The organism is Streptomyces sp. TAA486 (assembly GCF_000426165.1).
In genome coordinates this window covers 242,665-268,430 of record NZ_AUEV01000009.1, presented here as the reverse complement: position 1 = coordinate 268,430, position 25,766 = coordinate 242,665, and the positions used below count along the sequence as shown (strand labels likewise).

The 25,766-nt window shown below is 69.6% G+C and carries 18 protein-coding genes and 2 pseudogenes; 14 read left to right on the top strand and 6 right to left on the bottom strand.

Annotated elements, in window-relative coordinates; genetic code table 11:
• Nucleotides 1-104 precede the first annotated feature (104 nt).
• The 4 genes from I004_RS0115690 to I004_RS0115675 all read left to right on the top strand — a co-directional run bounded on the left by I004_RS0115690 (nucleotide 105) and on the right by I004_RS0115675 (nucleotide 4,170).
• Nucleotides 105-1,016, top strand: coding sequence for a sugar phosphate isomerase/epimerase family protein (locus I004_RS0115690; protein WP_028436283.1), 912 nt, complete (start codon nucleotides 105-107; stop codon nucleotides 1,014-1,016).
• Nucleotides 1,017-1,181: 165 nt separating this feature from the next.
• Entirely contained in the window at nucleotides 1,182-1,376 is a 195-nt protein-coding gene (locus I004_RS0115685) for a helix-turn-helix transcriptional regulator (protein ID WP_028436282.1), read from the top strand.
• Nucleotides 1,377-1,571: 195 nt separating this feature from the next.
• A complete protein-coding gene (locus I004_RS0115680) occupies nucleotides 1,572-1,790 on the top strand; it encodes a heavy-metal-associated domain-containing protein (RefSeq protein WP_028436281.1) in 219 nt (72 codons plus the stop codon).
• Nucleotides 1,791-1,824: 34 nt separating this feature from the next.
• Nucleotides 1,825-4,170 carry a heavy metal translocating P-type ATPase gene (locus I004_RS0115675; protein ID WP_028436280.1) on the top strand — a complete coding sequence of 782 codons (2,346 nt, stop codon included), beginning with the start codon at nucleotides 1,825-1,827 and terminating at the stop codon, nucleotides 4,168-4,170.
• Nucleotides 4,171-4,773: 603 nt separating this feature from the next.
• Here I004_RS0115675 and I004_RS0115670 read toward each other — a convergent pair.
• Together I004_RS0115670 and recD2 are read right to left on the bottom strand one after the other, a co-directional pair.
• The gene (locus tag I004_RS0115670) at nucleotides 4,774-6,078 is read right to left on the bottom strand and encodes a citrate synthase (protein WP_199779399.1); all 1,305 of its coding nucleotides are present in this window, start codon (nucleotides 6,076-6,078) and stop codon (nucleotides 4,774-4,776) included.
• Between the two features lie 153 nt (nucleotides 6,079-6,231).
• Entirely contained in the window at nucleotides 6,232-8,475 is a 2,244-nt protein-coding gene (gene recD2, locus I004_RS34155) for an SF1B family DNA helicase RecD2 (RefSeq protein WP_037976330.1), read from the bottom strand.
• A gap of 191 nt (nucleotides 8,476-8,666) precedes the next feature.
• On the opposite strand from recD2, the gene I004_RS0115660 reads away from it, so the two are divergent.
• From I004_RS0115660 to I004_RS34135, 6 genes and pseudogenes are all read left to right on the top strand, one after another.
• Complete coding sequence (locus I004_RS0115660; RefSeq protein ID WP_028436278.1) at nucleotides 8,667-9,674, top strand: LacI family DNA-binding transcriptional regulator; 1,008 nt, start codon at nucleotides 8,667-8,669, stop codon at nucleotides 9,672-9,674.
• Entirely contained in the window at nucleotides 9,671-11,305 is a 1,635-nt protein-coding gene (locus tag I004_RS34150) for a sugar ABC transporter ATP-binding protein (RefSeq protein ID WP_051345063.1), read from the top strand. The genes I004_RS0115660 and I004_RS34150 overlap by 4 nt, the downstream gene beginning before the upstream one ends.
• Before the next feature lie 40 nt (nucleotides 11,306-11,345).
• Nucleotides 11,346-13,338: pseudogene (locus I004_RS40335) on the top strand (ABC transporter permease/substrate-binding protein).
• A gap of 176 nt (nucleotides 13,339-13,514) precedes the next feature.
• Nucleotides 13,515-13,904, top strand: a complete 390-nt coding sequence (gene rbsD / locus I004_RS0115640) for a D-ribose pyranase (protein WP_028436276.1) — start codon at nucleotides 13,515-13,517, stop codon at nucleotides 13,902-13,904.
• 183 nt (nucleotides 13,905-14,087) lie between these two features.
• Nucleotides 14,088-14,474: pseudogene (locus I004_RS34140) on the top strand (VOC family protein); the annotation flags it as partial.
• Between the two features lie 126 nt (nucleotides 14,475-14,600).
• A complete protein-coding gene (locus I004_RS34135; RefSeq protein ID WP_037976441.1) occupies nucleotides 14,601-15,098 on the top strand; it encodes a GNAT family N-acetyltransferase in 498 nt (165 codons plus the stop codon).
• A gap of 67 nt (nucleotides 15,099-15,165) precedes the next feature.
• Here the strand turns inward: I004_RS34135 and I004_RS0115625 are convergent, their stop codons facing one another.
• On the bottom strand, nucleotides 15,166-15,519 hold the full coding sequence (locus I004_RS0115625) for an antibiotic biosynthesis monooxygenase (protein WP_028436275.1): 354 nt from the start codon (nucleotides 15,517-15,519) through the stop codon (nucleotides 15,166-15,168).
• 180 nt (nucleotides 15,520-15,699) lie between these two features.
• Between I004_RS0115625 and I004_RS0115620 the strand changes: the two genes are divergently transcribed.
• From I004_RS0115620 to I004_RS0115605, 4 genes are all read left to right on the top strand, one after another.
• On the top strand, nucleotides 15,700-20,394 hold the full coding sequence (locus I004_RS0115620; RefSeq protein WP_028436274.1) for an RHS repeat domain-containing protein: 4,695 nt from the start codon (nucleotides 15,700-15,702) through the stop codon (nucleotides 20,392-20,394).
• A gap of 41 nt (nucleotides 20,395-20,435) precedes the next feature.
• Nucleotides 20,436-21,311, top strand: a complete 876-nt coding sequence (locus I004_RS0115615) for a hypothetical protein (RefSeq protein ID WP_028436273.1) — start codon at nucleotides 20,436-20,438, stop codon at nucleotides 21,309-21,311.
• 218 nt (nucleotides 21,312-21,529) lie between these two features.
• Nucleotides 21,530-22,429 (top strand): Scr1 family TA system antitoxin-like transcriptional regulator, encoded by a 900-nt coding sequence (locus I004_RS0115610; RefSeq protein WP_078511245.1) that lies wholly within the window; start codon nucleotides 21,530-21,532, stop codon nucleotides 22,427-22,429.
• Nucleotides 22,426-22,632, top strand: a complete 207-nt coding sequence (locus I004_RS0115605; RefSeq protein WP_028436271.1) for a DUF397 domain-containing protein — start codon at nucleotides 22,426-22,428, stop codon at nucleotides 22,630-22,632. Before I004_RS0115610 ends, I004_RS0115605 begins: the two co-directional genes overlap by 4 nt.
• 93 nt (nucleotides 22,633-22,725) lie before the next feature.
• Here I004_RS0115605 and I004_RS0115600 read toward each other — a convergent pair whose 3' ends face one another.
• The 3 genes from I004_RS0115600 to I004_RS0115590 form a co-directional block, all read right to left on the bottom strand.
• The gene (locus I004_RS0115600) at nucleotides 22,726-23,205 is read right to left on the bottom strand and encodes a hypothetical protein (protein ID WP_028436270.1); all 480 of its coding nucleotides are present in this window, start codon (nucleotides 23,203-23,205) and stop codon (nucleotides 22,726-22,728) included.
• Between the two features lie 477 nt (nucleotides 23,206-23,682).
• A complete protein-coding gene (locus tag I004_RS0115595; protein ID WP_028436269.1) occupies nucleotides 23,683-24,534 on the bottom strand; it encodes a sugar phosphate isomerase/epimerase family protein in 852 nt (283 codons plus the stop codon).
• Nucleotides 24,531-25,763 (bottom strand): dihydrodipicolinate synthase family protein, encoded by a 1,233-nt coding sequence (locus I004_RS0115590; RefSeq protein WP_028436268.1) that lies wholly within the window; start codon nucleotides 25,761-25,763, stop codon nucleotides 24,531-24,533. The genes I004_RS0115595 and I004_RS0115590 overlap by 4 nt, the downstream gene beginning before the upstream one ends.
• Between the last annotated feature and the right edge of the window lie 3 nt (nucleotides 25,764-25,766).

The following is a 25,766-nucleotide window of genomic DNA, read 5'->3' as shown; positions in this document are numbered from 1 at the left end:
ACTCTTGACAGTGGCGCCGCGCACCGAGTTGGCTCGCCCCCGTCGCACCAACGCGACGCCTCCGCCCCCGTGACACGTACGTACTGCACAGCGAGGAGCCCTTCGTGACTTCTGCGACCCCTTCCCTCGACCGCATCCGGGTCGGTTCGGCTCCCGACTCCTGGGGCGTCTGGTTCCCGGAGGACCCGGAGCAGGTGCCGTGGCGGCGCTTCCTCGACGAGGTCTCCGAGGCCGGTTACGAGTGGATCGAACTGGGCCCGTACGGCTACCTGCCCACCGATCCCGCACGCCTCACGGAAGAGGTCGGAGCCCGGGGCCTCAAGGTCTCCGCCGGCACCGTCTTCACCTCCCTGCACCGCGGCCCGGACGTGTGGGACGCCACCTGGGAGCACGTCGACCAAGTCGCCGCCCTCACAAGGGCGATGGGTGCGGACAACCTCGTGGTCATCCCGTCCTTCTGGCGGGACGACAAGACGGCCGAGGAGATCGAGCCGCGCGAACTGACCGCCGAGCAGTGGCGTCACCTCGCGAGCGGCACCGAACGCCTGGCCCGTGAGGTACGGGAGAAGTACGGGCTGGAGATCATGGTGCATCCGCACGCGGACACCCACATCGACACCGAGGAGCACGTCGAGCGGTTCCTCGACGCAACAGACTCCGACCTGGTCAACCTCTGTCTGGACACCGGGCATTACGCGTACTGCGGCGGCGACAGCGTCAAACTGATCGAGACCTACGGCGAGCGGATCGGCTACCTGCACCTCAAGCAGGTCGACCCCGCGATCCTCTCCGACGTCGTGGAGAAGGGGACGCCCTTCGGACCCGCGGTGCGTCAGGGCGTGATGTGCGAACCGCCACTGGGCGTACCGGCGATGGAGCCCGTGCTCACCGCGGCCCAGGGCCTGGGCGTGGATCTCTTCGCCATCGTCGAGCAGGACATGTACCCCTGCCCGCCGGACCAGCCGCTCCCGATCGCCCAGCGCACAAGGCGGTTTCTGCGCGGGTGCGGCGCCTAGCGCGCCGCATTCCGGGTGTTGGCGCCCTGTCACGAGCGTCACCATTAGCCGGTCGCCACGTCACAGACCCTCAACAGGCCCTCCCCGTCGGTCACTCAGCGTCGTTCACCGGGCACAGGCTGATGATCAACAGCCACTTCTGTGGACCCTGTGGGAGGTGCCGAGTTGGCCGATCGACGACTCTGGTCGTACAAGGACATCGCCGCGCACATCGGAGTCCGGACGGACACGGTGCGCTCGTACCGGAAGCACGGCCTGCTGCCGCCGCCCGACCTCGTGGAGGGCGGCAAGCCCTTCTGGTACGCGGACACCGTCCGGGCCTGGGTCACCCGCCGCCCCGGCCATCGTGGGGGGCGGTGACGCGAGGCCGATGAACGCACCGGTCCTGCGATGCAGGCCGAGGCCCCGGTGCCCTGCCCCTGAGGATCTTCAGGGGCAGGGCACCGGGGCCTCTGTCATATTCGGAGGCGCCGCACGGCACGGACGGGAATACCTAGGGGGGGTATAGTGGTTCTCACCTCTGCAGCCACCGGCGCACCAGGACAGGGAGCGAAGATGAGCACAGTCACCACCACGTACAAGGTCAGCGGCATGAGCTGCGGGCACTGCGAGGGCGCCGTCTCCGGCGAGATCTCCGGGATCGAGGGCGTGACCTCCGTGAAGGCCGTCGCCTCCGCCGGCGAGGTCACCGTCACCTCCGCGACGGAACCCGACTACGAAGCGGTGCGAGCCGCCGTCGACGAGGCCGGCTTCGAACTGACCGGCCGCGCGTAACCCGCGTATCCCCATCGCTCCCGGGAGCACCACGATGACCAGCACCACGGAACACGAAGCACCCACCGTCGGCGAGCAGCGTGTGGAGCTGTCCATCGGCGGGATGACCTGCGCCTCGTGCGCGGCCCGGGTCGAGAAGAAGCTGAACCGGATGGACGGGGTCTCCGCCAGCGTCAACTACGCGACGGAGAAGGCGAGGATCTCGTACGCGGACGCGGTGTCCGTCGACGACCTCATCGCCACGGTGGAGCGCACGGGTTACTCGGCGCAGCCGCCACCGCCGCCGCCCGCACCCGAACCGGAGACGCCGGCCGCCGGGTCGGGCGACGTAGCCGCCGATGCCGGGGCGGAAGGCTCCGGCACTGAGGCCGAGCCGGCCGGAACGGGCGAACTGGCCGCCCTGCGGCAGCGCTTCCTCGTGGCGCTCGTGCTGTCCGTGCCGGTGGTGCTGATGTCGATGGTGCCGCCCCTGCAGTTCGACAACTGGCAGTGGCTCTCACTCGTGCTCGCGTCGCCCGTGGTCGTCTGGGGCGGACTGCCCTTCCACCGCGCCACCTGGACGAACCTGCGGCACGGCGCCGCCACCATGGACACCCTGATCACGGTCGGCACGCTGGCGGCCTTCGGCTGGTCGCTCTGGGCGCTGTTCTTCGGCGACGCCGGAATGCCGGGCATGCGCCACGGCTTCGAGTTCACCCTCTCCCCCGGCTCGGGCGGCGGCACGTCCGCCCTGTACCTCGAAGTCGCCGCCGGCGTCACGACGTTCCTCCTGCTGGGGCGCTATCTGGAGGCACGTGCCAAGCGGAAGGCGGGCGCAGCGCTACGTGCGCTGATGCGGCTCGGCGCGAAGGACGTGGCGGTGCTGCGGGACGGCGCCGAGGTCCGGATTCCCGTCTCGCGGCTGGCTGTCGGCGACCGCTTCGTCGTACGCCCCGGGGAGACCGTCGCCACGGACGGCACCGTCACGGAAGGCTCCTCGGCACTCGACACCTCGATGCTGACGGGCGAGTCGGTGCCCGTCGACGTGAGCGAGGGCGACGCGGTGACGGGCGCGACGGTCAATGTCTCCGGGCGGCTGGTGGTGGCGGCCACGCGCGTCGGTTCGGACACCCAACTCGCCCGTATGGCACGGATGGTGGAGGAGGCGCAGAGCGGCAAGGCCGCGGTGCAGCGGCTCGCCGACCGCGTCTCGGCGGTGTTCGTGCCCGTCGTGCTGGTGCTGGCCGGCGCCACCCTCGCGGGCTGGCTCATGGCAACCGGCGACGCGGCTGCCGCATTCACCGCGGCCGTGGCGGTGCTCATCATCGCCTGCCCGTGCGCGCTGGGGCTCGCGACGCCGACCGCGCTCATGGTGGGCACGGGCCGGGGCGCCCAGCTCGGCATCCTGATCAAGGGCCCTGAGGTGCTGGAGTCCACTCGCCGTGTCGACACGGTCGTGCTCGACAAGACCGGCACCGTGACCACCGGCCGCATGGAACTCCACGACGTCGTCCCCGCCGAGGGCGTCGCCGAGGACGAACTGCTGCGTCTCGCCGGTGCGTTGGAGGACGCCTCCGAGCACCCCATCGCACGCGCCATCGCGCGGGGCGCACGGGAGCGCCTCGGAGCGGACGCGCCCGCGCTGCCCACCCCGGAAGCCTTCGAGAACCTCGCGGGCCTCGGTGTGCGCGGCAGCGTGGAAGGCCGGGTCGCCGAGGTCGGACGGACCCCTTCCGGCGGGCTGCCGGCGGACCTTGCCGACGCGACGGCCGCAGCGGAGGCCGCGGGCCGCACCGCGGTCACGGTCAGCTGGGACGGTGCCGTGCGGGGTGTGCTGACCGTCGCGGACACCGTGAAGGAGACCAGCGCCGAGGCCGTACGGGAACTGCGCGCCCTGGGGCTCAGGCCGGTGCTGCTGACCGGTGACAACAGGACCGTCGCGGAAGCGGTCGCCCGCAACGTCGGCATCCTGCGGGCCGGGGCCGCTCCCGAAGACACGGTCATCGCCGGGGTGTTGCCCGAGGACAAGGCGAGCGAGGTGCGGCGGCTCCAGGCCGAAGGGCGCACGGTCGCGATGGTCGGCGACGGCATCAACGACGCCGCGGCCCTTGCGAGCGCGGATTTGGGCCTGGCGATGGGCACCGGAACGGACGCGGCGATCGAGGCCGGAGACCTGACCCTCGTGCGGGGCGATCTGCGGGTGGCCGCGGACGCGATCCGGCTGTCCCGCAGGACACTGGGCACCATCAAGGGCAATCTCTGGTGGGCCTTCGGCTACAACGTCGCCGCCCTCCCGCTGGCGGCCGCCGGCCTGCTCAATCCGATGATCGCGGGTGCGGCGATGGCCTTCTCGTCGGTCTTCGTCGTCACCAACAGCCTGCGGCTGCGCCGCTTCAAGTGACAGGCCCGCGCCTTCTGGCCGTCCACGTCGTCACTTCTGCCGGTCCCGGTGACCCGGGACCGGCAGAAGTGAGGGAAACGTGAAGATGCGGTGACGGTCATCCGGCGCCATTTCCGCACCAGTCACTCTTGATGCGGGAATTCCGGAATGACGAACTCCACCGTTCCGCACGCCCTGAGAGGGGTGCCGGCACCCCTCTCAGGGCAACGAAAAGCGCCCCGCCGAGCAGGTCCCCCCACGGGCCTGTCGACGGGGCGCTTCCGTTTCCCGGTCACGGATTCCCCCCACGGGATCCTGGCCGGGTGCTTACTGGCTGCACGTACGGACGGGAGGGCCGCTCAAAGCTCCCCGCGCACGCTTGCCGATTCTGCTCACCGGGTCCGTCCCCCAAAGACGCACTCGGCAGTGGCTGCGGCCCCGCCGGGGTGCCGCTGCCACCCGGTTAGACGTCCGACCCTGGCCAATGGTTACCCCCCAATTTCTGTGACCTATGTCTCTCCATGGATCTGCACATACGGAAGGCCCCGATCCGCTTGAACGGGGCCTTCCGCGGACGTCTCCCAAGGGGGCGTCACGCACTGTACAGCAAACGTCACCCGTTGGTCAGCGGGATTCGATGGGGACGTACTCACGCTCGACGACGCCGGTGTAGATCTGCCGCGGGCGCCCGATCCGCGAACCGGGCTCCTTGATCATCTCGTGCCACTGGGCGATCCAGCCGGGCAGCCGGCCGAGGGCGAACAGCACGGTGAACATGCTGGTCGGGAAGCCCATGGCGCGGTAGATCAGACCCGTGTAGAAGTCCACGTTCGGGTAGAGCTTCCGCTCGGTGAAGTAGTCGTCGCTGAGGGCGTGTTCCTCCAGCCGCAGGGCGATGTCGAGCAGTTCGTCACTCTTGCCGAGGGCCGAGAGGACGTCGTGCGCAGCCGCCTTGATGATCTTCGCCCGGGGGTCGAAGTTCTTGTAGACGCGGTGGCCGAAGCCCATCAGCTTTACGCCGTCCTCTTTGTCCTTCACCTTGCGGATGAAGGTGTCGACGTCGGAGCCCGACGCCTTGATGCTCTGGAGCATCTCCAGGACGCTCTGGTTGGCGCCGCCGTGCAGCGGGCCCCAGAGGGCGTTGATGCCGGCGGAGATCGACGCGAACATGTTCGCCTGCGAGGAGCCGACGAGCCTCACCGTCGAGGTCGAGCAGTTCTGCTCATGGTCGGCGTGGAGGATCAGGAGCTTCTCGAGGGCGTTGACGACGACCGGGTCGAGCTCGAACTCCGCGGCCGGGACGGAGAAGGTCATCCGCAGGAAGTTCTCGACGTAGCCGAGGTCGTTGCGCGGGTAGACCACCGGGTGGCCGATCGCCTTCTTGTATGCGTAGGCGGCGATCGTCGGCAGCTTCGCCAGCAGCCTTATGGTCGACAGGTGCCGCTGCTCCTCGTCGAACGGGTTGTGGCTGTCCTGGTAGAAGGTCGACAGCGCACTGACCACGGACGAGAGCATCGCCATCGGGTGTGCGTCGCGCGGGAAGCCGTCATAGAAGCGCTTGACGTCTTCGTGCAGCAGGGTGTGACGGGTGATCTCGTCCTTGAAGGAGGCCTGCTGGTCGACGGTGGGAAGTTCGCCGTGGATCAGAAGGTAGGCCGTCTCCAGGAACGTGCCCCGCTCCGCCAGCTGCTCGATCGGGTAACCGCGGTAGCGCAGGACACCGCCCTCGCCGTCGAGGTAGGTGATGGCGGATTTGTACGCGGCGGTGTTGCCGTAGCCCGAATCCAGGGTCACCAGACCGCTCTCGGCGCGCAGCTTGCCGATGTCGAAACCACGGTCGCCCACCGTGCTGTCGACCACGGGGTAGCTGTACTCATCGTCCCCGTACCGAAGTACTACAGAGTTGTCGTCGCTCACGTCTTCCCTCACCGACGTAGTGCCTCTTCTTCGAGGTGCCCTGACCCTTTCCACTGTCTCCCACAGAGCGCGGTGCGGTGCACTCGGGGTCGGCCAAAGGGCTATTTGATGGCACGCAGTGCCGTCCTATTCGTTCAACATCCTGCACCCTCCACGCGGCGCCGGTCACCCCCCGGAACGGCGGTCACTGCCAGGGAGAGCCGCCCCGCCGAGCAACCGGTGATCCAGAGCCGTGCACCGGCGGCCCGCGGAGACCGTGCGCACTGCCTGGCCGATCGCCCTCCGGGATCCCACGAGCACCACCAGACGCTTTGCCCGGGTGACGGCGGTATACAGCAGATTGCGCTGAAGCATCATCCAGGCACTCGTGGTGACGGGAATCACCACCGCCGGGTACTCGCTGCCCTGCGACCGGTGGATGGTGACGGCGTAGGCGTGGGCCAGTTCGTCCAGTTCGTCGAAGTCGTAGTCCACCTCCTCGTCCTCGTCCGTACGGACCGTCAGACGCTGGTCCTCCGTGTGGAGAGCCGTCACGACGCCGACCGTTCCGTTGAAGACCCCGCAGGCGCCCTTCTCGTAGTTGTTACGGATCTGGGTGACCTTGTCGCCCACCCGGAAAACCCGCCCACCGAAGCGCTTTTCGGGGATGTCGGGCCGGGCCGGTGACACCGCCTGCTGCAGCAGCCCGTTGAGCGTGCCCGCGCCGGCCGGGCCGCGGTGCATGGGCGTGAGCACCTGGACGTCGCGGCGCGGGTCGAGGCCGAACTTCGCCGGGATGCGCCGCGCCACGACGTCCACGGTGAGCTTCCCGGCCTCCTCCACGTCGTCCTCCGCGAAGAAGAAGAAATCACTCAATCCGTGGGTGACGGGCTGGGCTCCGGAATTGATGCGGTGCGCATTGGTCACCACGCCGGACTGCTGCGCCTGCCGGAAGATCCGTTTCAGCCGGACGGACGGGACGGGGCCGCCCTCGGCGAGCAGATCCCGCAGCACCTCGCCCGCGCCCACGGAAGGCAGCTGGTCCACGTCCCCCACCAGCAGCAGATGGGCGCCCGGCGGCACGGCCTTGATCAGCTTGTTGGCGAGCAGAAGATCGAGCATCGACGCCTCGTCGACGACGATCAGATCCGCGTCCAGAGGCCGGTCCCGGTCGTACGCGGCGTCACCGCCGGGCTTCAGCTCCAGCAGCCGGTGGACCGTGGAAGCTTCCGTGCCGGTCAGCTCCGCCAGCCGCTTGGCCGCCCTACCGGTGGGCGCCGCGAGGACCACCCGCGCCTTCTTGGCCCGGGCCAGCTCCACCACCGACCGGACGGTGAAGGACTTGCCGCAGCCCGGGCCGCCCGTCAGCACGGCCACCTTCTCGCTCAGCGCCAGCTGGACCGCCTGCCGCTGCTCCGGGGCCAGCTCGGCGCCCGTACGCTCCGCGAGCCAGCGCAGGGCGGCCTCCCAGTCGACGTCCTGGAACGCGGGCATCCGGTCCTCCGGCGCGTGCCGGAGCCGGCGAAGCTGAGCCGCGAGGGACACCTCCGCGCGGTGGAAGGGCACGAGGTAGACCGCCGTGAGCGGCTGCCCGTCCTCACCCGGCACGGTCTCCTTCACCACTCCCTCCTCCTCGGCCGCGAGCTGACCGAGGCAGTCGATGACGAGACCCGCGTCGACCTGGAGCAGCTTGACCGCGTCGGAGATCAGCCGTTCCTCGGGGAGATAGCAGTGCCCCTGGTCGGTGGACTGCGAAAGGGCGTACTGGAGACCGGCCTTGACGCGCTCCGGGCTGTCGTGCGGGATGCCGACGGCCCGCGCGATGCGGTCCGCGGTGAGGAAGCCGATGCCCCACACGTCGGATGCGAGCCTGTACGGCTGGTTCTTCACCACGGAGATCGAGGCGTCGCCGTACTTCTTGTAGATCCGCACGGCGATGGACGTGGAGACGTCCACGCCCTGGAGGAAGACCATCACCTCCTTGATGGCCTTCTGCTCGTCCCAGGCCGCGGCAATCTTCTCCGTACGCTTCGGGCCGAGGCCCGGGACCTCGATCAGCTTGCGCGGGTCGGCCTCGATGACGTCGAGCGTGTCCGTACCGAAGTGGTCGACGATGCGCTCCGCGATGCGCGGGCCGATGCCCTTGATGAGACCGGACCCGAGATAGCGGCGGATGCCCTGCACGGTCGCGGGCAGCACCGTCGTGTAGTTCTCCACGGTGAACTGGCGGCCGTACTGCGGGTGGGAGCCCCAGCGGCCCTCCATCCGCAGCGACTCCCCGACCTGCGCGCCCAGCAACGAGCCGACCACCGTGAGCAGTTCGCCGCCACCACGCCCCGAGTCGACCCTGGCCACGGTGTATCCGTTGTCCTCGTTGGCATAGGTGATGCGCTCGAGGACCCCTTCGAGCACGGCGTTCTGGAAGGACATGTGACAGACAGTAGGGCCCGCCACCGACAACACGGCAGGCCTGTGGACAACCCGGTCACGCTCACCCCTGGGTGCTCCCGCCGCAGGTGTCACGATCAGATGTCGGCCCCTTGTGCCGAGGCGGTGCCGTCCCTTCTCATGGCGGATGTAATCGTTACCACGAGGCCGGGAACGCAAGACGGGTAAGGCAGTTGACCAGCATCAAGGACGTCGCATCCCACGCCGGGGTGTCGGTCGCCACGGTCTCCCGGGTGCTCAACGACCACCCCGCCGTGCGTCCGGGCACACGCTCGCGCGTGCTGACGTCCGTCACCGAGCTCGGTTACCGGCCCAACGCCGTGGCCCGCTCCCTGAGGACGCACCAGACGCGCACCCTGGGCCTCGTCATCAGCGACGTGCTCAACCCGTTCTTCACGGAGCTGGCCCGCGCCGTCGAGGACGCCGCACGCCGACGCGGCTACAGCGTCATCATCGGAAATGCCGACGAGCGCGCGGCACTTCAGGAACACCACGTGCGCACGCTCCTGGAGCGCCGCATCGACGGACTGCTGGTCTCCCCCACCGACGGCGGCACCGCGATGATCCGGGACGCCGCCGCCGCGGGCACCCCCATGGTCTTCGTCGACCGCTGGATACGCGGCCTCGACGTACCCGTCGTGCACGCGGACGGACGCGCCGCCGTCCACGACCTCGTCGCGCATCTGCACGCGCTCGGCCACCGGCGCCTCGCCATCATCGGCGGCCCCAGCGAGACCACGACCGGCGACGAACGCGTGGCCGCCTTCCGCGCGGCACTGGACGCCCACGGGCTGCCGCTGCCCCGGGAGTACACCGGCCAGGGCGACTTCCAGACCGAGAGCGGCAGACGGGAAACGGCCGCGTTCCTCGATCTGCCCGAGCCGCCCGAAGTCGTCTTCGCCGCCGACAACCTCATGGCGCTCGGCGCGATGGACGAGCTGCGCAGCCGCGGCCTCCGCGTCCCGGAGGACATCGCGCTCGCCGCGTTCGACGACATCCCGTGGTTCCTGCACACCGATCCGCCGATCACCGCGATCGCGCAGCCGACCGGCGAACTGGGGCACAAGGCGGTGGAGGCCCTGATCAGCCTCGTCGAGGGCCGCAGCGCCGCCTCCGTGACTCTCGAAGCCCGCCTTGTCACGCGCCGCTCCTGCGGCGAGAGCGAAGGGAAGAGCCGTTGACCACGCCCAGCCCCCCACCGCCGCGTGATCTGCTGCGCACCGAGGGGATCCGCAAGACCTTCCCCGGTGTGGTCGCGCTCGACGGCGTCGACTTCGACCTGCACGAGGGCGAAGTGCACGTACTGCTGGGCGAGAACGGCGCCGGCAAGAGCACCCTGATCAAGGTGCTCTCCGGGGTCCACCGTGCGGACTCCGGGCGGGTGCTGCGCGACGGCAGGCCCGTGCGCATCCACGACGCGGGCGACGCGGAGCGGCTCGGAATCGCCACCATGCACCAGGAGTTCAACCTGGTGCCTCATCTCAGCGTCGCCGAGAACATCTTCCTCGGCCGGCAGCCCCGCCGCTTCGGGCTGCTCGACCGCGGCCGCATGGAGGCGGACGCCGCCGAGGTGCTCCGCCGCGTCGGTGTCGACATCGCGCCCGACACCCCCGTACGCGAACTCGGCATCGCACGCTCGCAAATGGTGGAGATCGCCAAGGCGCTCAGCCTGCGCGCCCGTGTCCTGATCATGGACGAGCCGACCGCCGCGCTCACCGCCGACGAGGTGGAGAAGCTCTTCGACCTCGTGCGCAGGCTGCGTGCCGACGGCGTCGGCATCGTCTTCATCACGCACCACCTGGAGGAGATCGCCGCGCTCGGCGACCGGGTCACGGTGCTGCGCGACGGACGCAGCGTCGGGCAGACCGCCGCGTCGACGCCGCGCGACGACCTCGTACGGATGATGGTGGGGCGCAGCATCGAGCAGCAGTACCCACGGAAGACGGGAACGCCCCCCGTCACATCCGCCGCCCCGGGCGGCCCGCCGCTGCTGCGCGTCTCCGGGCTCACCCGCGCGGGCGGCTTCTCCGGCGTCGGCTTCGAGATGCGCGCGGGCGAAGTCGTCGGCCTGGCAGGGCTGGTGGGCGCCGGCCGTACGGAAGTGGCACGTGCCGTCTTCGGCGCCGACCCCTACGACTCGGGCACCGTCGAGGTGCAGGGCAAGCGGCTGCGCCGGCACGACATCAACGCCGCTCTCGCCGCGGGCATCGGCCTCGTCCCGGAGGACCGCAAGGGCCAGGGTCTGCTGCCGGACTCCTCCGTGCAGGACAACCTCGGGCTGGTCACGCTGCGCAGGGCCAGCCGCGCCGGCATCGTGAACCTCTCCGGCCAGCAGGAGTCCGCGGGCCGCATCGCGAGCCGGCTGGGCGTGCGCATGTCCGGGCTGGGTCAGCGGATGCGCACCCTCTCGGGCGGCAACCAGCAGAAGGTCGTCATCGGCAAGTGGCTGCTCGCGCAGAGCAGGGTGCTGATCCTCGACGAGCCGACGCGTGGCATCGACGTCGGTGCGAAGGTCGAGATCTACGAACTCATCAACGAACTCACCGCGTCGGGGCACGCCGTCCTGATGATCTCCAGCGACCTCCCCGAGGTGCTGGGCATGAGCGACCGCGTCCTCGTGATGGCTCAGGGCCGCATCGCGGGCGAACTCGCCGCACGGGAGGCCACGCAGGACGCCGTGATGCGCCTCGCCGTCGGCACGGCGCACGGCCAGGACGAGAACGGGCGGGGCTCCCGCGCCCCCGGGACGCCTTCCGTCACCCAGACCGGCGGCACGAAGACCGAGAGCAAGGAGGGCCACCGTGGCCTCTGACATCCACAGCAGCAGCGGACACGGTCGGCAGGGGCAGCCCCTGGGGAAGGGCCCGTCCGACGGCCGCGGTCCGGGCGGTGCGGCACGCGGCGCGGCGCCGGTGCTGCGCAGGGTCCTCAAGGACAACGGCGCGCTGAGCGGACTCGTCGTCCTCGTGGCCGCGTTGGCGGTCATGTCGCCCGACTTCCTCAGCACCCAGAACCTGCTGAACGTCGGCGTGCAGGCCGCCGTGACGGCGATCCTCGCCTTCGGCGTCACCTTCGTCGTCGTCTCCGGGGGCATCGACCTGTCGGTCGGTTCGGTCGCCGCGGTCTCCGCGATCATGCTCGGCTGGACGTCGACGAAGGAAGGGCTGCCCGTCTGGCTGTCCGTGCTGCTCGCGGTCGGTACGGGCGTCGCCTGCGGCCTCGTCAGCGGCGGCCTCATCGCTTACGGCAAGCTGCCGCCGTTCATCGCGACCCTCGCGATGCTCTCCGTCGGGCGCGGCCTCTCGCTGGTCCTCTCCGAGGGCACGCCGATCGCGCTTCCCTCCTCCGTCGCCACGGTCGGCGAGACGCTCGGCGGCTGGTTCCCCGTGCCGCTGGTGGTGCTGGTCGTGATGGGCGGCATCACGGCGCTGGTGCTCGCCCGTACCTACAGCGGACGTGCGATGTACGCGATCGGCGGCAACGAGGAGGCCGCGCGGCTCTCCGGAATCCGTGTGCGCCGGCAGAAGCTCGTCATCTACGCGCTCTCCGGGGCCTTCGCCGCGGTGGCGGGAATCGTGCTGGCCTCGCGGCTCGCCTCCGCGCAGCCCCAAGCCGCCACGGGGTACGAACTCGATGCGATCGCGGCCGTGGTGATCGGCGGCGCCAGCCTCGCGGGCGGCGTCGGAAAGGCCTCGGGAACACTTGTCGGCGCACTTATCCTCGCGGTCCTCCGCAATGGCCTCAATCTGCTCGAAGTCTCCATCTTCTGGCAGCAAGTCGTCATCGGGGCGGTGATTGCCCTGGCCGTGCTGCTCGATACACTCCGGCGTCGCGCATGATCTCTGTGTGTCGGGGGGAAGCACGACGTCCGTTTCACTGCCGTCGACTGCAAGGAATGCAGCAATGAGCACGCGAAAGAGCACGTTTGCCGTAGTGACAGCTGCGGCTTTGATATGCGCGGCCGCCACGGGATGCGGCAGCGGCTCGTCGGAGTCCGGCGACAAGAAGGACATCAAGCTGGGCCTGGCCCTCTCGACTCTGGACAATCCTTTCTTCGTGGAGATGAAGAAGGGGGCCGAGGCAGAGGCAAAGGCTCAGGGAGCCACGCTGAATGTCCAGGACGCACAGAACGACGCGTCCCAACAGGCCAATCAGATCCAGAACTTCACCAGCCAGAACGTGAAGTCGATCATCATAAACCCCGTCGACTCCGACGCGGCCGCACCCTCCGTCAAGGCAGCGGACAACGCCGGAATTCCGGTCGTCGCCGTCGACCGCACGGTCAACAAGGCGAAGGTGGCCACGACCGTGGCCTCCGACAACGTCTCCGGCGGCCAGAAGGCGGCCAGGGAGCTCGCGAAGCAGCTCGGCGAGCAGGGCAACGTCATCGTCCTGCGCGGTCAGCCCGGCACGTCCGCCTCGCGTGAGCGGGGCCAGGGCTTCATGTCGGCCATCAAGAAGTACCCGGGCATCAAGGTCGTCGGTAAGCAGGCCGCCAACTTCGAGCGCGCCAAGGGCCTCGACGTCACCACCAACCTGCTGCAGTCCCACCCCGACGCGACCGGCATCTTCGCCGAGAACGACGAGATGGCACTCGGCGCGATCAAGGCTCTCGGCGGCAAGGCCGGCAAGCAGATCAAGGTCGTCGGCTTCGACGGCACCCCCGACGGCTTCAAGGCCATCGAGAAGGGCACTCTCAACACCTCGATCGCCCAACAGCCCTCGGAACTCGGCAAGATGGCGGTGCGCAACGCCATCCGCAAGGTCGAGGGCAGCGACCCGGACAAGGAGATCATGGTCCCGGTCGTCACTGTGGACAAGACGAACGTCAAGCGGTACTCCTGACCGGTCGCTCGCCCTTCCCGGGTGTCAGGACCCGGGGTCACGGCATGACAGGTGGCGGCGGCCGAAGAGCAACCGGCCGCCGCCGCAAGGGCGTCGCCGCCACCGGGCCCGCCCGCAGGGATCCCGTGCGAAGCTGAACCACGAAGCCGAAGACGAAGAAGGAGCAGACCGGCCGCATGAAGAAGTCGGGAATACTCAACCGTCATCTCGCGGGCGCACTGGCCTCGTTGGGCCACACCGACCGCCTCGTGGTCTGCGACGCGGGGCTTCCGGTCCCCTACGGCCCATTCCTGGTCGACCTCGCGTTCCGCGCGGGTGTCCCGCCCTTCGACGAGGTGCTCGCCGGGCTGCTGGACGAGCTCGAGATCGAGAGCGCCACAGCCGCCACCGAGGTGAAGGACAAGAACCCTGAGGCGTCCGAGCTGCTGCACGAGCACTTCCCCGAGCTGCAGCTCGTCTCGCATGAGGAGTTCAAGGCACGCACCCGCCAGGCACGCCTCATCGTCCGTACGGGCGAGGTCCGTCCCTACGCGAACGTGATGCTGCAGTGCGGGGTGCCGTTCTAGACGTTCCGGACACCGCGGCGCGCCGTTCCGGCCGTCGGCGGGTTCTGTTTCAGCGGTCCGCAGGTTCCGTTCCAGCCGTCCGCGGTTTCCTTCCGGCCCTCTGCCGGTGCCGTTCCGGCCATCCCGCCGCGAGCGAACCGAAACGCGATGGCGCTGTGCGGCGCGCGGCGGCAGGATCACCGGATGCCCCATCTCGGACTGGTGGCCCTCGTCGTTCACGACTACGAGGAGGCGATCGCCTTCTACGTGGACGCCCTCGGCTTCGAACTCGTCGAGGACACACCCCTCGACGGCGACAAGCGCTGGGTGGTGGTCGCACCACGAGGAGCGCGCGAGACCGGGGTGCTTCTCGCCAAGGCCGACACCGGCGAGCAGAGGGCCCGCGTCGGGGACCAGACCGGGGGCCGTGTCGGCTGGTTCCTCAACACCGAGGACTTCGACGGGGATCACGCGCGGATGCTGGCAGCGGGCGTCGTCTTCGAGGAGCCGCCCCGGCGAGAGCCGTACGGGACGGTCGCCGTCTTCCGGGATCCGTACGGGAACCGCTGGGACCTGATCCAGCCCGCCGGCGTCTCCGCGGAGCCGGCCGGGGCGGAGCTCTCCGCGGAGGCAGCCGTGGCGGAGGACGGCGGGGCGGGCCGTGCCGCCGACAAGGCTCAGGGGTCCGGCGCGAAGACGTGGCCTGCCGCAAGCCCCATGACGACCCTGCGACTTCGGCTGGAGCCGCTTCGTCCCGGCCATGCGGCAGAGGCGTTCCCGGTGTTCGACGACGAGCGGCTGCACATCTGGATCGGCGGATCGCCCGACTCCGCCGAGCAGTTGGTGGCCCGCTACCGGCGGCAGTCCGCCGGACGGTCACCCGACGGCAAGCAGGGCTGGCTGAGCTGGATGCTCCGCCGCCAGTCGGACGAGCGGCTCGTCGGCACCGTGCAGGCCACGCTTCTCCGCCCGGCCGCGGGGCGACTCACGGCCGAACTCGCCTGGGTGATCGGCTCGGAGCACCAGGGCATCGGCTACGCGCGGGAGGCCGCCCTGGCCATGCTGACGTGGCTGCGCGATCAGGACGTGGACACCTTCATCGCTCACATCCACCCGGAGCACGAGGCGTCCGCCGCCGTCGCGCGCGCCCTGGGTCTCACGCCGACGGACACGGTGGTCGACGGAGAGATCCGGTGGTGCGGCACCGGTCGGTGACGGTTCGGCTCGGTGCCGGGCTTCGCTCGGCGGTCCGTCCGGATGCCGGGTTCGCCGACGGTTGGCCTCAGGCCTGACCGCCCGTCTCCGGGAACTCCTCGTACGAGGTCGCGTGGTGCCGTTCCCGTACCCACTCGTGGAGCTCGGGCCCGAGTGGGCCGTACAGCTCGACCCCGATCGACTCCGTGCAGTGCCGCAGACGGTCCAGCAGCTCCGTCGCGCTGTCGTTGTGCGCCAGCGCCGCCGCAGTGTCGGCGTACTCCTCCAGCAGCGCGTACCTGCCGGAGCCCGAGGAGAAGAACCGGTAGGTGAGGATCCCGGGGACGCCCTTGGCCTGCTCGCAGAGTGAGAGCGCCAACCGCTCGAATTCCGCCCGCTGTTCGTCCCCGACGTCGAACCGCACGCGTACGAAGATGCTCATACCGCATTCCAGCAGAACCGGCCCGCCCGCACAGCCGACGACTCGCACGCCGGGGACAAACGGGCGAACGTCACTCGTCCGAACAACCCCTTGTACAGGGCATGTTGACGCTACTTAGACTGTTCGGTACTTCGAACTGGCCGCTGTGGCCGCGGTGTTGTACCGGGGGAGGTACGGGGGATGGGTTACGTTCTGCCGGGCTGGCTGGATGAGATCCTGGACTTCATCGGGATCAACTGGCCCAACGTGGACGAGGACGACTACCGCGAGATGGCCGACGCCATGCGGGAGTTCGCCGACAAGTTCGAGGGCCACGGCGGCGAGGCCCACGCCGCGGTCAACCGGATCCTGGCCTCCAGCGAGGGCTACGCGGTCGATGCGCTGAGCGAGCACTGGGGCAAGGTCAAGGGCTCCCACCTGGACAAGGTCCCCGAGATATCGCGCTTGTTCGCCACGGCATGCGACGTGGTCGCGGACGTCATCTACGGCATGAAGATCAAGTGCGAGATCGAACTCGGCGCGATGGCCGCCTCGATCGGCATCGGGATCGGACTGGCCGTGGTCACCGGCGGCCTCTCGGCGCTGATCGGTGCGGCACAGACGGCGGCGATGCGGGAACTGATCCGCCGCATCATCAAGGAAGCCGAAGAGGAGATCGTCGCCCGGCTGCTGGCCGAGGTGACCGAACCGGTCACCGGCAAGCTGGAGAAGATGGTCGAGGACATGATCCTCGATCTGGCGGACGACGCGATTCACCTGCCGCCCGGCGAAGGCGGCGGAGGTGGGGGCGGGGACGCCGGCGGCGGTGACGGCGGTGGCGGCAAGGGCGCCATGAACCTGGCCTCCGCGGACGGCCCCTCCGGCGGGGGCGGCGGTGGCGGCGGCGGCCGGATGAAGATCGATCCGGACGAGTTCGACAACGGCGCGGAGAAGCTCTCCCGCCACGGCTCCGACATGCACACCAACTCCCTTGCCCCGCTGGGCCGCGCCAAGGGCGCTTTCGGCCGCACCAAGGGACGCGACCCGTTCACCCAGGCCTTCGACAGCGTCCTGCACGGCGCGCTCAACGGCACCGAGAAGGCGCTGAAGAAGGTCGCCAAACACGTCACCGACGGGGTTCCCGGCGGCGTCCGCTCCATGGCCAAGAAGCACCGCGACAACGAGCACGGCATCGTCGGCGATCTCAACAAGATCGGCGACGGCAAGGACGGCAACCGGCCGAACGGTGACGGGAAACCCACCAACGTTCGCCCTGCCTCGCTGAACAACTCGACGAACGACGCGAACCTGACCGGACGCCCCACCCCTACCCGGCCGTGCGCCAACGACCCGGTGGATGTCGCCAGTGGTGAGCTCCTCCACGCGCAGACAGACTTGGAGCTGCCGGGCGTCCTGCCCTTGACGATCTCCCGGACGCACTTGTCGTCGTACCGGTACGGGCAGTTCTACGGCCCTTCCTGGGCATCGACGTTGGACGAGCGGCTTGAAGCGACCGCGGACGGCGTGATCTGGGCCCGTGAGGACGGCTCTCTCCTGCGCTACGAGGAGTTCCCGGTTGCAGGCGGTACGGACCCGGTATACCCGGTCGCCGGCCCCCGGCTGCCTCTGGCGCATGCGGGCGTGGGTGTGCTCGGTGAGGAGACGTACGAGATCACCGACCCGCGCAGCGGCATCACCCGGACATTCTGCGATTCCCCGTCCAGGTCGGGCTGGCTATGGCTGCGATGGGTCTCCGACCTCAACGGCAACGAAATCAGCTTCTCGCGCCTTGACGACGGCACCCCGACCCATCTCCGGCACAGCGGCGGCTACACCGTGCGGGTGCACGTTGATGCGGGCCGGATATCCCACCTTGCGCTTGTCACATCCGACGTGGCCACCGAGGTCATGTCCTACCGCTATCAGGACGGCGGCAACGTCACCCACGTCGTCAACTCCTCCGGCGAGGCTTTGGAGTTCACCTACGACGACTTCGGTCGCCTGGCCTCCTGGACCGACCGGAACGACTCCACCTTCCGTTATGAGTACGACCAGGCCGACCGGGTCGTCCGTACCGTCGGTCCCGACGGGGTGCTCTCCAGCCACTTCGAGTACGACCGGGCGTTGCGCACCACGCGGTACATCAACTCCCAAGGGGCCGTCACCACCTACCAGTTCGACGCCCGCCACCAGATCATCGCGGAGACCGATGCCCTGGGTAACGGCTGGACCCGCGAGTGGGACGAGAACGGCAACTTGCTTGAGCAGACCGATCCGCTCGGCAACGTCACGCGCTTCGAGTACGACGAGCAGCACAACCGGACGGCCGTGCACCTGCCGGACGGCGGAGTCAGCACCGCGACGTACGACGCTGCCAACCGGCCCGAGGAAAGCCGCAGCGCGGGCGGCGCAACCGTCCGACGCAGTTACGACGACTGCGGAAACCTCACTTCGATCACAGGTCCGGACGGCGGCATAGTGTGCTTCACCTACGACCCGACCGGGGCCGTGGCCACAGTGACGGACCCGATCGGCAACACCGTCACATATCGCAATGACCGCGCCGGACTGCCGGTGGAGTCCACCAGCGTGGGCGGAGCGATCACCCGCATTGAGCGGGACGCATTCGGCCGACCCGTCGCTGGGATCGACGCGTTGGGCGCGGTGACTCGGATGGAGTGGACCACCGAGGGGCAATTGGCCGCGCGCGTCGATCCACTCGGACACCGCGAGGAGTGGACCTGGGACGGCGAGGGCAACTGCCTCACCTACACCGACGCGAAGGGCGCCACCACCGAGCTGGAATACACCCACTTCGACAAGATCGCCGCACGCCGGACCCCTGACGGCGCCCGCTACGAGTTCACTTACGACACAGAGCTGCGTCTGCGCAAGGTCACCGGCCCGACTGGGTTGACCTGGGGGTACGAGCACGACGCGGTCGGCCGGCTCATCCGGGAACAGGACTTCGACGGCCGTACGGAGACCTTCACCTACGACGCTTGCGGATGGCTCGCCTCCAGGAGCCGGCCCACCGGCGAGACTCTCACCTTCCTGCGCGACGAGACCGGCAACATTGTCACCAAGGACGCAGCCGGTGTGCTCACGCAGTACCGATACGACGCCGACGGTCGCCTCGCTGAGGCATCCACGCCCACGTCGACGTTGCGCTACGAGCGCGACGCGGCCGGCAGGGTGCTCGCTGAGACCGTCGACGGCAGAACTTCGGAGTACCGGTACGACGCCCTCGGCAGACGCACGGAGCGGACCACTCCGACAGGCGCCACCAGCCGCCAGTCCTTCGACGCCGCAGGCAACCGGAACCGTCTCGAAGTCGGAGACTGGCACCTGGAGTTCACCCACGACCACGTCGGCCGCGAGATCACCCGGATGTGCGGCCGAACGGCCATGACCTCCCAATGGGACCCCGCGGGCCGCCTTGCCGGCCAGACCACGGCGATACCCGGCCGCATACTCAGCAACCGGGACTACGCCTATCGTGCCGACGGACACCTCACCGGCGTCGCGGAGCTTGTCACCGGCGACACCGAAAGCATCGAGCTGGATGTCCTCGGCCGTCCGCTCGGTGTCGACGCAAACGACTGGCACGAGCGCTACGCCTATGACCGGACCGGCAACCAGACCGAGGCGGACTGGCGGCAGGTCCCTGTCGCCGAACCCGCGGCCTCCGGCCCCCGCGAGTACGAAGGTACGAAGCTGCTGGGCGCGGGCCGGATCCGTTACGACTACGACGCCGCTGGGCGCACCGTCCTTCGGCAGAAGACCCGGCTGTCCCGCAAGCCCGACACCTGGCGCTACGAATGGGACGCCGAGGACCGCCTCGTCGCTTGCACCACCCCGGACGGCACCCGCTGGACCTACAGCTACGACCCCCTCGGCCGCCGTACCGCCAAACATCGCATGGCCGAGGACGGCCACACCGAGGCGGAGACCATCCGCTTCACCTGGGACGGCACCCGCGTCACGGAGCAGCACGAAGAGCACACAGGCATTACGCTGACCTGGGACTTCGAAGGCCACAGGCCGCTGACTCAGTACGAGCGCAAGAACCTTCCTCAGGGCGAGATCGATGCCCGCTTCTTCGCCATAGCCACTGATCTCGTCGGCGCCCCCTCCGAACTCGTCAGCCCGGAGGGCGAATTCGCCTGGCGCGGAAAGGCGACCACCTGGGGAACGACCGGCTGGGAGCGCACCTCCACCGCATACATCCCCCTGCGCTTCCCCGGCCAGTACGACGACCCCGAAACCGGACTGCACCACAACTACTTCCGCCACTACGACCCCGAGACCGGCCGCTACGTCACACAGGACCCCCTGGGCCTGGCCCCGGCACCGAACCCTGTGGCGTACGTGTCCAATCCGCAGGCCCTGACTGACACCTTCGGACTCGCTCCCTGCAACCTCGACCACTACTCACACGGCGGCAGCGTCCGCTACCACGGCCTCGACGAGCATGGCCGGCCCACCGGTGTCTCGGCCTCCATCAACAGGGACATGCTGCACACCGGCACCCCTGCGGGCAGGAGCATGCCGCCGGGCTGGCGCGGCGACGGCGACGCGTTCAACGAGGCGCGCGGACACCTGCTCGCCGACCGTCTGGGAGGAGCGGGTAAAGGACACCTGGCCAAACACAACCTGGTCACCCAGACCAACAACCCGACCAACTCGCCCCAGCAGCGCGACTGGATCGAGCAGAAGGTCTACGACGCCGTCGGCAAGAACGACGAAGTCGTCCAGTACGACATCAAGCCCATCTACGAGGGGACCAACCCCATCCCCATCCGCCTCGAGTTCGAAGCCCACGGCAGCAAGGGCTTCTTCCTCAAGGACTCCCTCGACAACCCGGCATCCGGCGTCCGCACCGCCGTACCGTAGGCCCTGCACAACGCTCCGAGTCACCGTCCACGGAGGACCCCGTGCCCCGAACCACCCCGCCCCGTCCACTGGATCCGGAGGAACTCTTCCCCGAGGTGAGCGACTTCCGCCTCCGCACTGTCCGGCTCCACCCTCGACCGGGAAAGCCGGGCCCGCAGGACAGCTCCGTGGGCGGACCGATGCTGTGGCCCGCACACGAGCCGTGGCCCGTGTGCACTCGGCCGGGGGGCAACGACCACCCGGCACAGCCGTCGCCCATGCTGCCGGTGGCCCAGCTGTACGGACGAGACGTCCCTGGGATGCCCGCGCCGGAAGGCAAGGATCTGCTCCAGGTGTTCTGGTGCGGCTTCACCGGCCACACGGACGGGCACGAGCTGAACCTGTATGTCGGCTGGCGTGACTCGAACACCGTCGCCGAACCATTCGGGCCCCCGTCCGGAACGGAGCCCGAGGGCATCGACAACCTGTTGCCCAGCGCATGTGTGCTCGATCCCGAGGAGGTTCTCGAACACGAGGATCTCTGGGCACTGCCCGAGGCCCTGCGCGAGCGGATCGACACCTGGGAGGAGGAGACGGAAGAGTCGTGGGACGAAGACGCCGGCGAACCGCCTACCTACACGCACGACCTCTCCATCGCCCCCGGCTGGAAGAGCGGCGGAGGCGTCTCCTGGGCCCTGACCGCCGCCCCCGCACGCGTCGCCTGCGAGACCTGCGGCACAGCCATGCAGCCGCTGCTCACCGCGGACACCCGCGAATGGGACGGCGGCACCACCAGCTGGATCCCCGTCGAAGACCAGCCAACCGCCGGCACCTACGGAGCCAACATCCCGACTGGAATCTACGTTGGCCGCGGACGCCTCATCATTTTCGCGTGCCCGACTGACCCGGAGCACGCGCACCAGTGGGTCTCGCAATGACTTGAGCCTTGGTGATACCGCTTGCCGCATCTGGTCAGCTCGCCCTCACCGTCGGCGTCTGTACCGCCGCCCCCTCCATCCGTACCGCCTCGCCCCGTGACTCGGGGCCCTCAAAGACCCGTTGAACCCTCAGGGACACCGACAGAGGGGTGCGGGCCATGGACGGGGACGTACACGGGGACAAGGACGGCGGCGGGGCAAACGCACCCGCGCCAGGCATGGACAGGGACAACAGTGGCGGCGCAGCCGGCCCCGCCGGGCGCAACGCGTACACCACCGACGGGGCCGACAGGTCCGGGTGGGACCCGGGGCTGGAGGACGACTCGGGCGCCGTCGTGAAGACCGTCGGACGGCAGATCAAGCTGTGGCGGGAGGCGGCGGGGCTGACGCAGGCCGAGTTGGGGGCCGCCATCGGGTACGGGGAGGACCTGGTCTCCTCCGTCGAGCGCGGAAGGCGGGTGCCCAGGGCGGAGTTCCTGACCTCGGCGGACCACGTGCTGGGCGCCGACGGCAAGTTGGCGGCGATGAAGGGCGACGTTGCGGAGGCCCGCTACCCGAAGAAGGTGCGGGATCTGGCCAGGATCGAGGCCGAGTCCGTGGAGCTCGGGGCGTACGGCAACCACAACGTCCACGGTCTGCTGCAGACGGAGGAGTACGCCCGGGCGCTGTTCCGGATGCGTCGCCCCGCCTACAGCGACGACGACCTGGAGCGGTATCTGGCCGCCCGCATGGCCCGGCAGGAGATCTTCCGCAGGACTCCCCCGCCGACGCTGACCTTCGTCCAGGAGGAGGTCACGCTGCGGCGTCCCGTCGGTGGCAGGCCGGTGCTGCGGCGGCAGCTCGAACACCTTCTCCACGTCGGCAAGTTGCGGCATGTGGAGATCCAGGTCATGCCGACGGACCGGGACGATCACGCCGGCATGGGAGGCGAGCTCCAGGTGCTCAAGCTCAGGGACGGGGCGACGGTGGGATACGCGGCCGCGCAGCTGACGACCCACCTCATGTCCGACCCGAAAGAGGCTCAGGTTCTGGAGCTGCGGTATGGAATCATCCGGTCTCAGGCTCTCAGCCCACGGGAGTCGCTGGCCTTCATCGAGAAAGTGCTTGGTGAGACATGACTTCGCAGCCCACCGCCTCGGACAGTTCCAACCTGGCCTGGATCAAGAGCAGTTACAGCGGCAGCAACGACAACGACTGCGTCGAGGCCGCCGCCTCGACCAGCACCGTCCACGTCCGCGACTCGAAGAACGCCCACGGCCCGCAGCTCACCTTCCCGGCCGGCGCGTGGAGCGAGTTCGTCTCGTTCGCGGCGCTCGACTGAGCCGCACCCGCTGGGCCTCACCCACTGCGACTCACCGCTGCCCCCCCTTGAGCCGCACCCGGCCAAGGCAAGGGCCCCCGCACGGCAGCCCGTTCAGCGGCGGTCTCGGCGGTTCTCCCAGTACGGAGAGTCCGGGCCGGTCCACTGCCTCGTCACTTCGTCGGCGAACCTCAACGCCCGCTGGGCCTCGGGGATATCGGCGAAGGGGTCCCGGTACGTCCGCGTCGGGGAGGGCGCGGCCGAGGGGGTACGGGTGGGCTGCGTCGTCGCAGGCGCCGGCTTCGGCGGAGCCTTCGTCTTGGAGGGCTCGGGGGAGGTCGGTGGCGCCGAGGGAGTGGGCTCACGGGGTACGGACGAGGCGGGGGCCCGGTTCTTGGAGATCGGCTCCTTGTCCTCCCCTCCACCCGCTAACAGCAGGCCCGTGGACACGCCCGCACCGGCGAGGAGCAGCGCGACGCTCACCGTGATCCGCGTCGGCACGCGGTTCAGGAAGGTCAGCCGCAACGCGGCGGACGGGGTGGGATAGGCGACGCGGTAGAGATCATGGCCGCAGTCGCCGCAGGCCTCGGACATCGCGGCTGATCTCGTTCCGCATCGCGGGCATGTGGTCAGCATGCGCACACTCCAGAGCAGTTTTCGGGGTCACACCACTGTCCGCTTGCACTCGTGCACCCGCGGACACTAGCGGCGCAACCGCCGGTAACGAGACCCCCAGGCTGCATGAATCGGCGGGACGCTGTCGGGTGATTATCACCAACTGCCATATAGCGAGGGCGGGTTGGCGAGCCGGTCCGCACACCTTGACCCGCTTCGCGGCGGTTCCGGCACAACCCGCTCCCGGGCAGGCCACCTCCGACGGGGCTGACTCATCGAGGGCAGATTTCTAGGGGCCCGGCTGCCGTGCTCCAACGGCCGGGCCCCTGTGCCCCCCTCGGCCTCTTGCATCCCCCCAAGAGGCCCAAGCACCAGGTAAGACCCACAACCCCCAGGAACGGTTGCCCCCGATCCGGAATTTCTTCTTCAGGATTTTTCGGGGCGCTTCCGGGCCCGTCAGCGCTCCTCCACCACGACGTGGCGCACGTACCGCTCCACCGTCTCCGCAAGGACCTCGACGCCGTCACGCGCCCACAGTCCCGGGTTGAAGATCTCCACCTCGATGGGCCCGCCGTAGCCGGTCGCGTCGACGAGTTCGCGGAATCCCCGCAGGTCGACGGCTCCGTCGCCGAGCTGGCCGCGGCCGAGCAGCACGCCCTCGGGCAGGGGTGTGATCCAGTCCGCGAGCTGGAAGGCCGCCAGCCTGCCGCCCGCGGCGGCACGTTCGATCTGCGCCGGGGCCCGGTCGTCCCACCACACGTGGTATGTGTCCACGACGACTCCGACCTGCTGCGCGGGGAACCGCTCCGCCAGGTCGAGGGCCTGCCCGAGTGTGGAGACCACGCAGCGGTCGGAGGCGAACATCGGGTGCAGCGGCTCGATCGCCAGCCGTACGCCGCGCTCCCCCGCGTACGGGCCGAGTTCGGCGAGCGCGTCCGCGATCCGTTCGCGGGCGCCGGCGAGGTCACGGCTCCCCTCGGGGAGGCCACCCGAGACCAGTACGAGCGTGGACGTCCCGAGCGTCGCGGCCTCGTCGATCGCGGCACGGTTGTCGTGGAGGGCGCGGCTGCGCTCGACCGGGTCGAGGGCGGTGAAGAAGCCGCCCCGGCACAGCGACGTCACGCTCAGACCGGCGTCACGCATCAGACGGGCGGCCGCCTCCGGTCCGTACTCCTGGACGGGCTCGCGCCACAGCCCCACATGGGAGATGCCGAGCTTGCCGCACGCGTCGGCGAGTTCGGGCAGCGGGAGCTGCTTGACGGTCTGCTGGTTGACGGAGAAGCGGGCGAGCCGCGCGGCGGCGCTCACGCCTCCACCCCGTGTACGCCGAGCAGCCGCCGCATGCGTTCCTCGGCCAGACCCGGGTCGGGGAACAGACCGAGTGCGTCTGCCAGTTCGTACGCCCGCGCGAGGTGCGGCAGCGACCGCGCCGACTGCATGCCGCCGACCATGACGAAGTGCTCCTGGTGGCCGGCGAGCCAAGCGAGCAGGACGACTCCCGTCTTGTAGAAGCGGGTCGGCGCCTGGAAGAGGTGCCGCGAGAGGGCCACCGTCGGATCGAGCGCCGAGCGGAATCCGGAGGTGTCACCGGCGTCGAGCAGACGCACCGCGTCGGCGGCGAGTGGCGCGAGCGGGTCGAAGATGCCCAGCAGCGCGTGGCTGAAGTCCCGACCGGCCACCGGGTGTTCGCCGCCGTCACCGTCCCCTCCCCCGCCACCGTCCCCGTCCGTGCCCCCGTCCCCCGCGATGAGTTCCGGGTAGTTGAAGTCGTCGCCGGTGTAGCAGCGCACGCCGTCGGGGAGGCGGCGCCGCAGCGCCACTTCGCGGTCGGCGTCGAGCAGGGAGACCTTCACGCCGTCGACCTTGCCGGGGTGTTCGGCGATGATCCCCAGGAACGTGTCGGTGGCGGCGTCCAGGTCGGTGCTGCCCCAGTAGCCCTCCAGCGCAGGGTCGAACATGGGCCCGAGCCAGTGCAGGATGACGGGTTCGGCGGCCTGGCGGAGCAGGTGCCCGTAGACGTCGAGATAGTCCTCGGGACCGCGGGCGGTGGCGGCGAGCGCGCGCGAGGCCATGAGGATCGTCTGCGCGCCGGCCTTCTCCACGACCTCGGACTGCTCCTCGTAGGCGCCGCGCACCTGCGCCACGTCCACGCCATCCGAGTCGAGTTGGTCCGTCCCCACGCCGCAGGCGACGCGTCCGCCCACGGACCTCGCCTCCGCGGCGGAACGTTCGATCAGCTCGGCCGCGACGGGCCAGTCCAGTCCCATGCCGCGCTGCGCCGTGTCCATGGCCTCGGCGACGCGCAGGCCGTGCGACCACAGGTGGCGGCGGAAGGCGAGCGTGGCGTCCCAGTCGAGCGCGGCGGGGCCGCCGGCCCCGGTGGCCTCCCGGTACCGGTCGGCGACGACGTGCGCCGCCGCGAAGACCGTTCGGGAGGCGGGCGCCGCTCCGGCCGGCGGCGCGGCGACGGGCGCCGCGGGCTCGGCCCTGGGCTCGTACGTACGCAACGACCCGTTCTCATCGGGAAGTCGGATCACAGA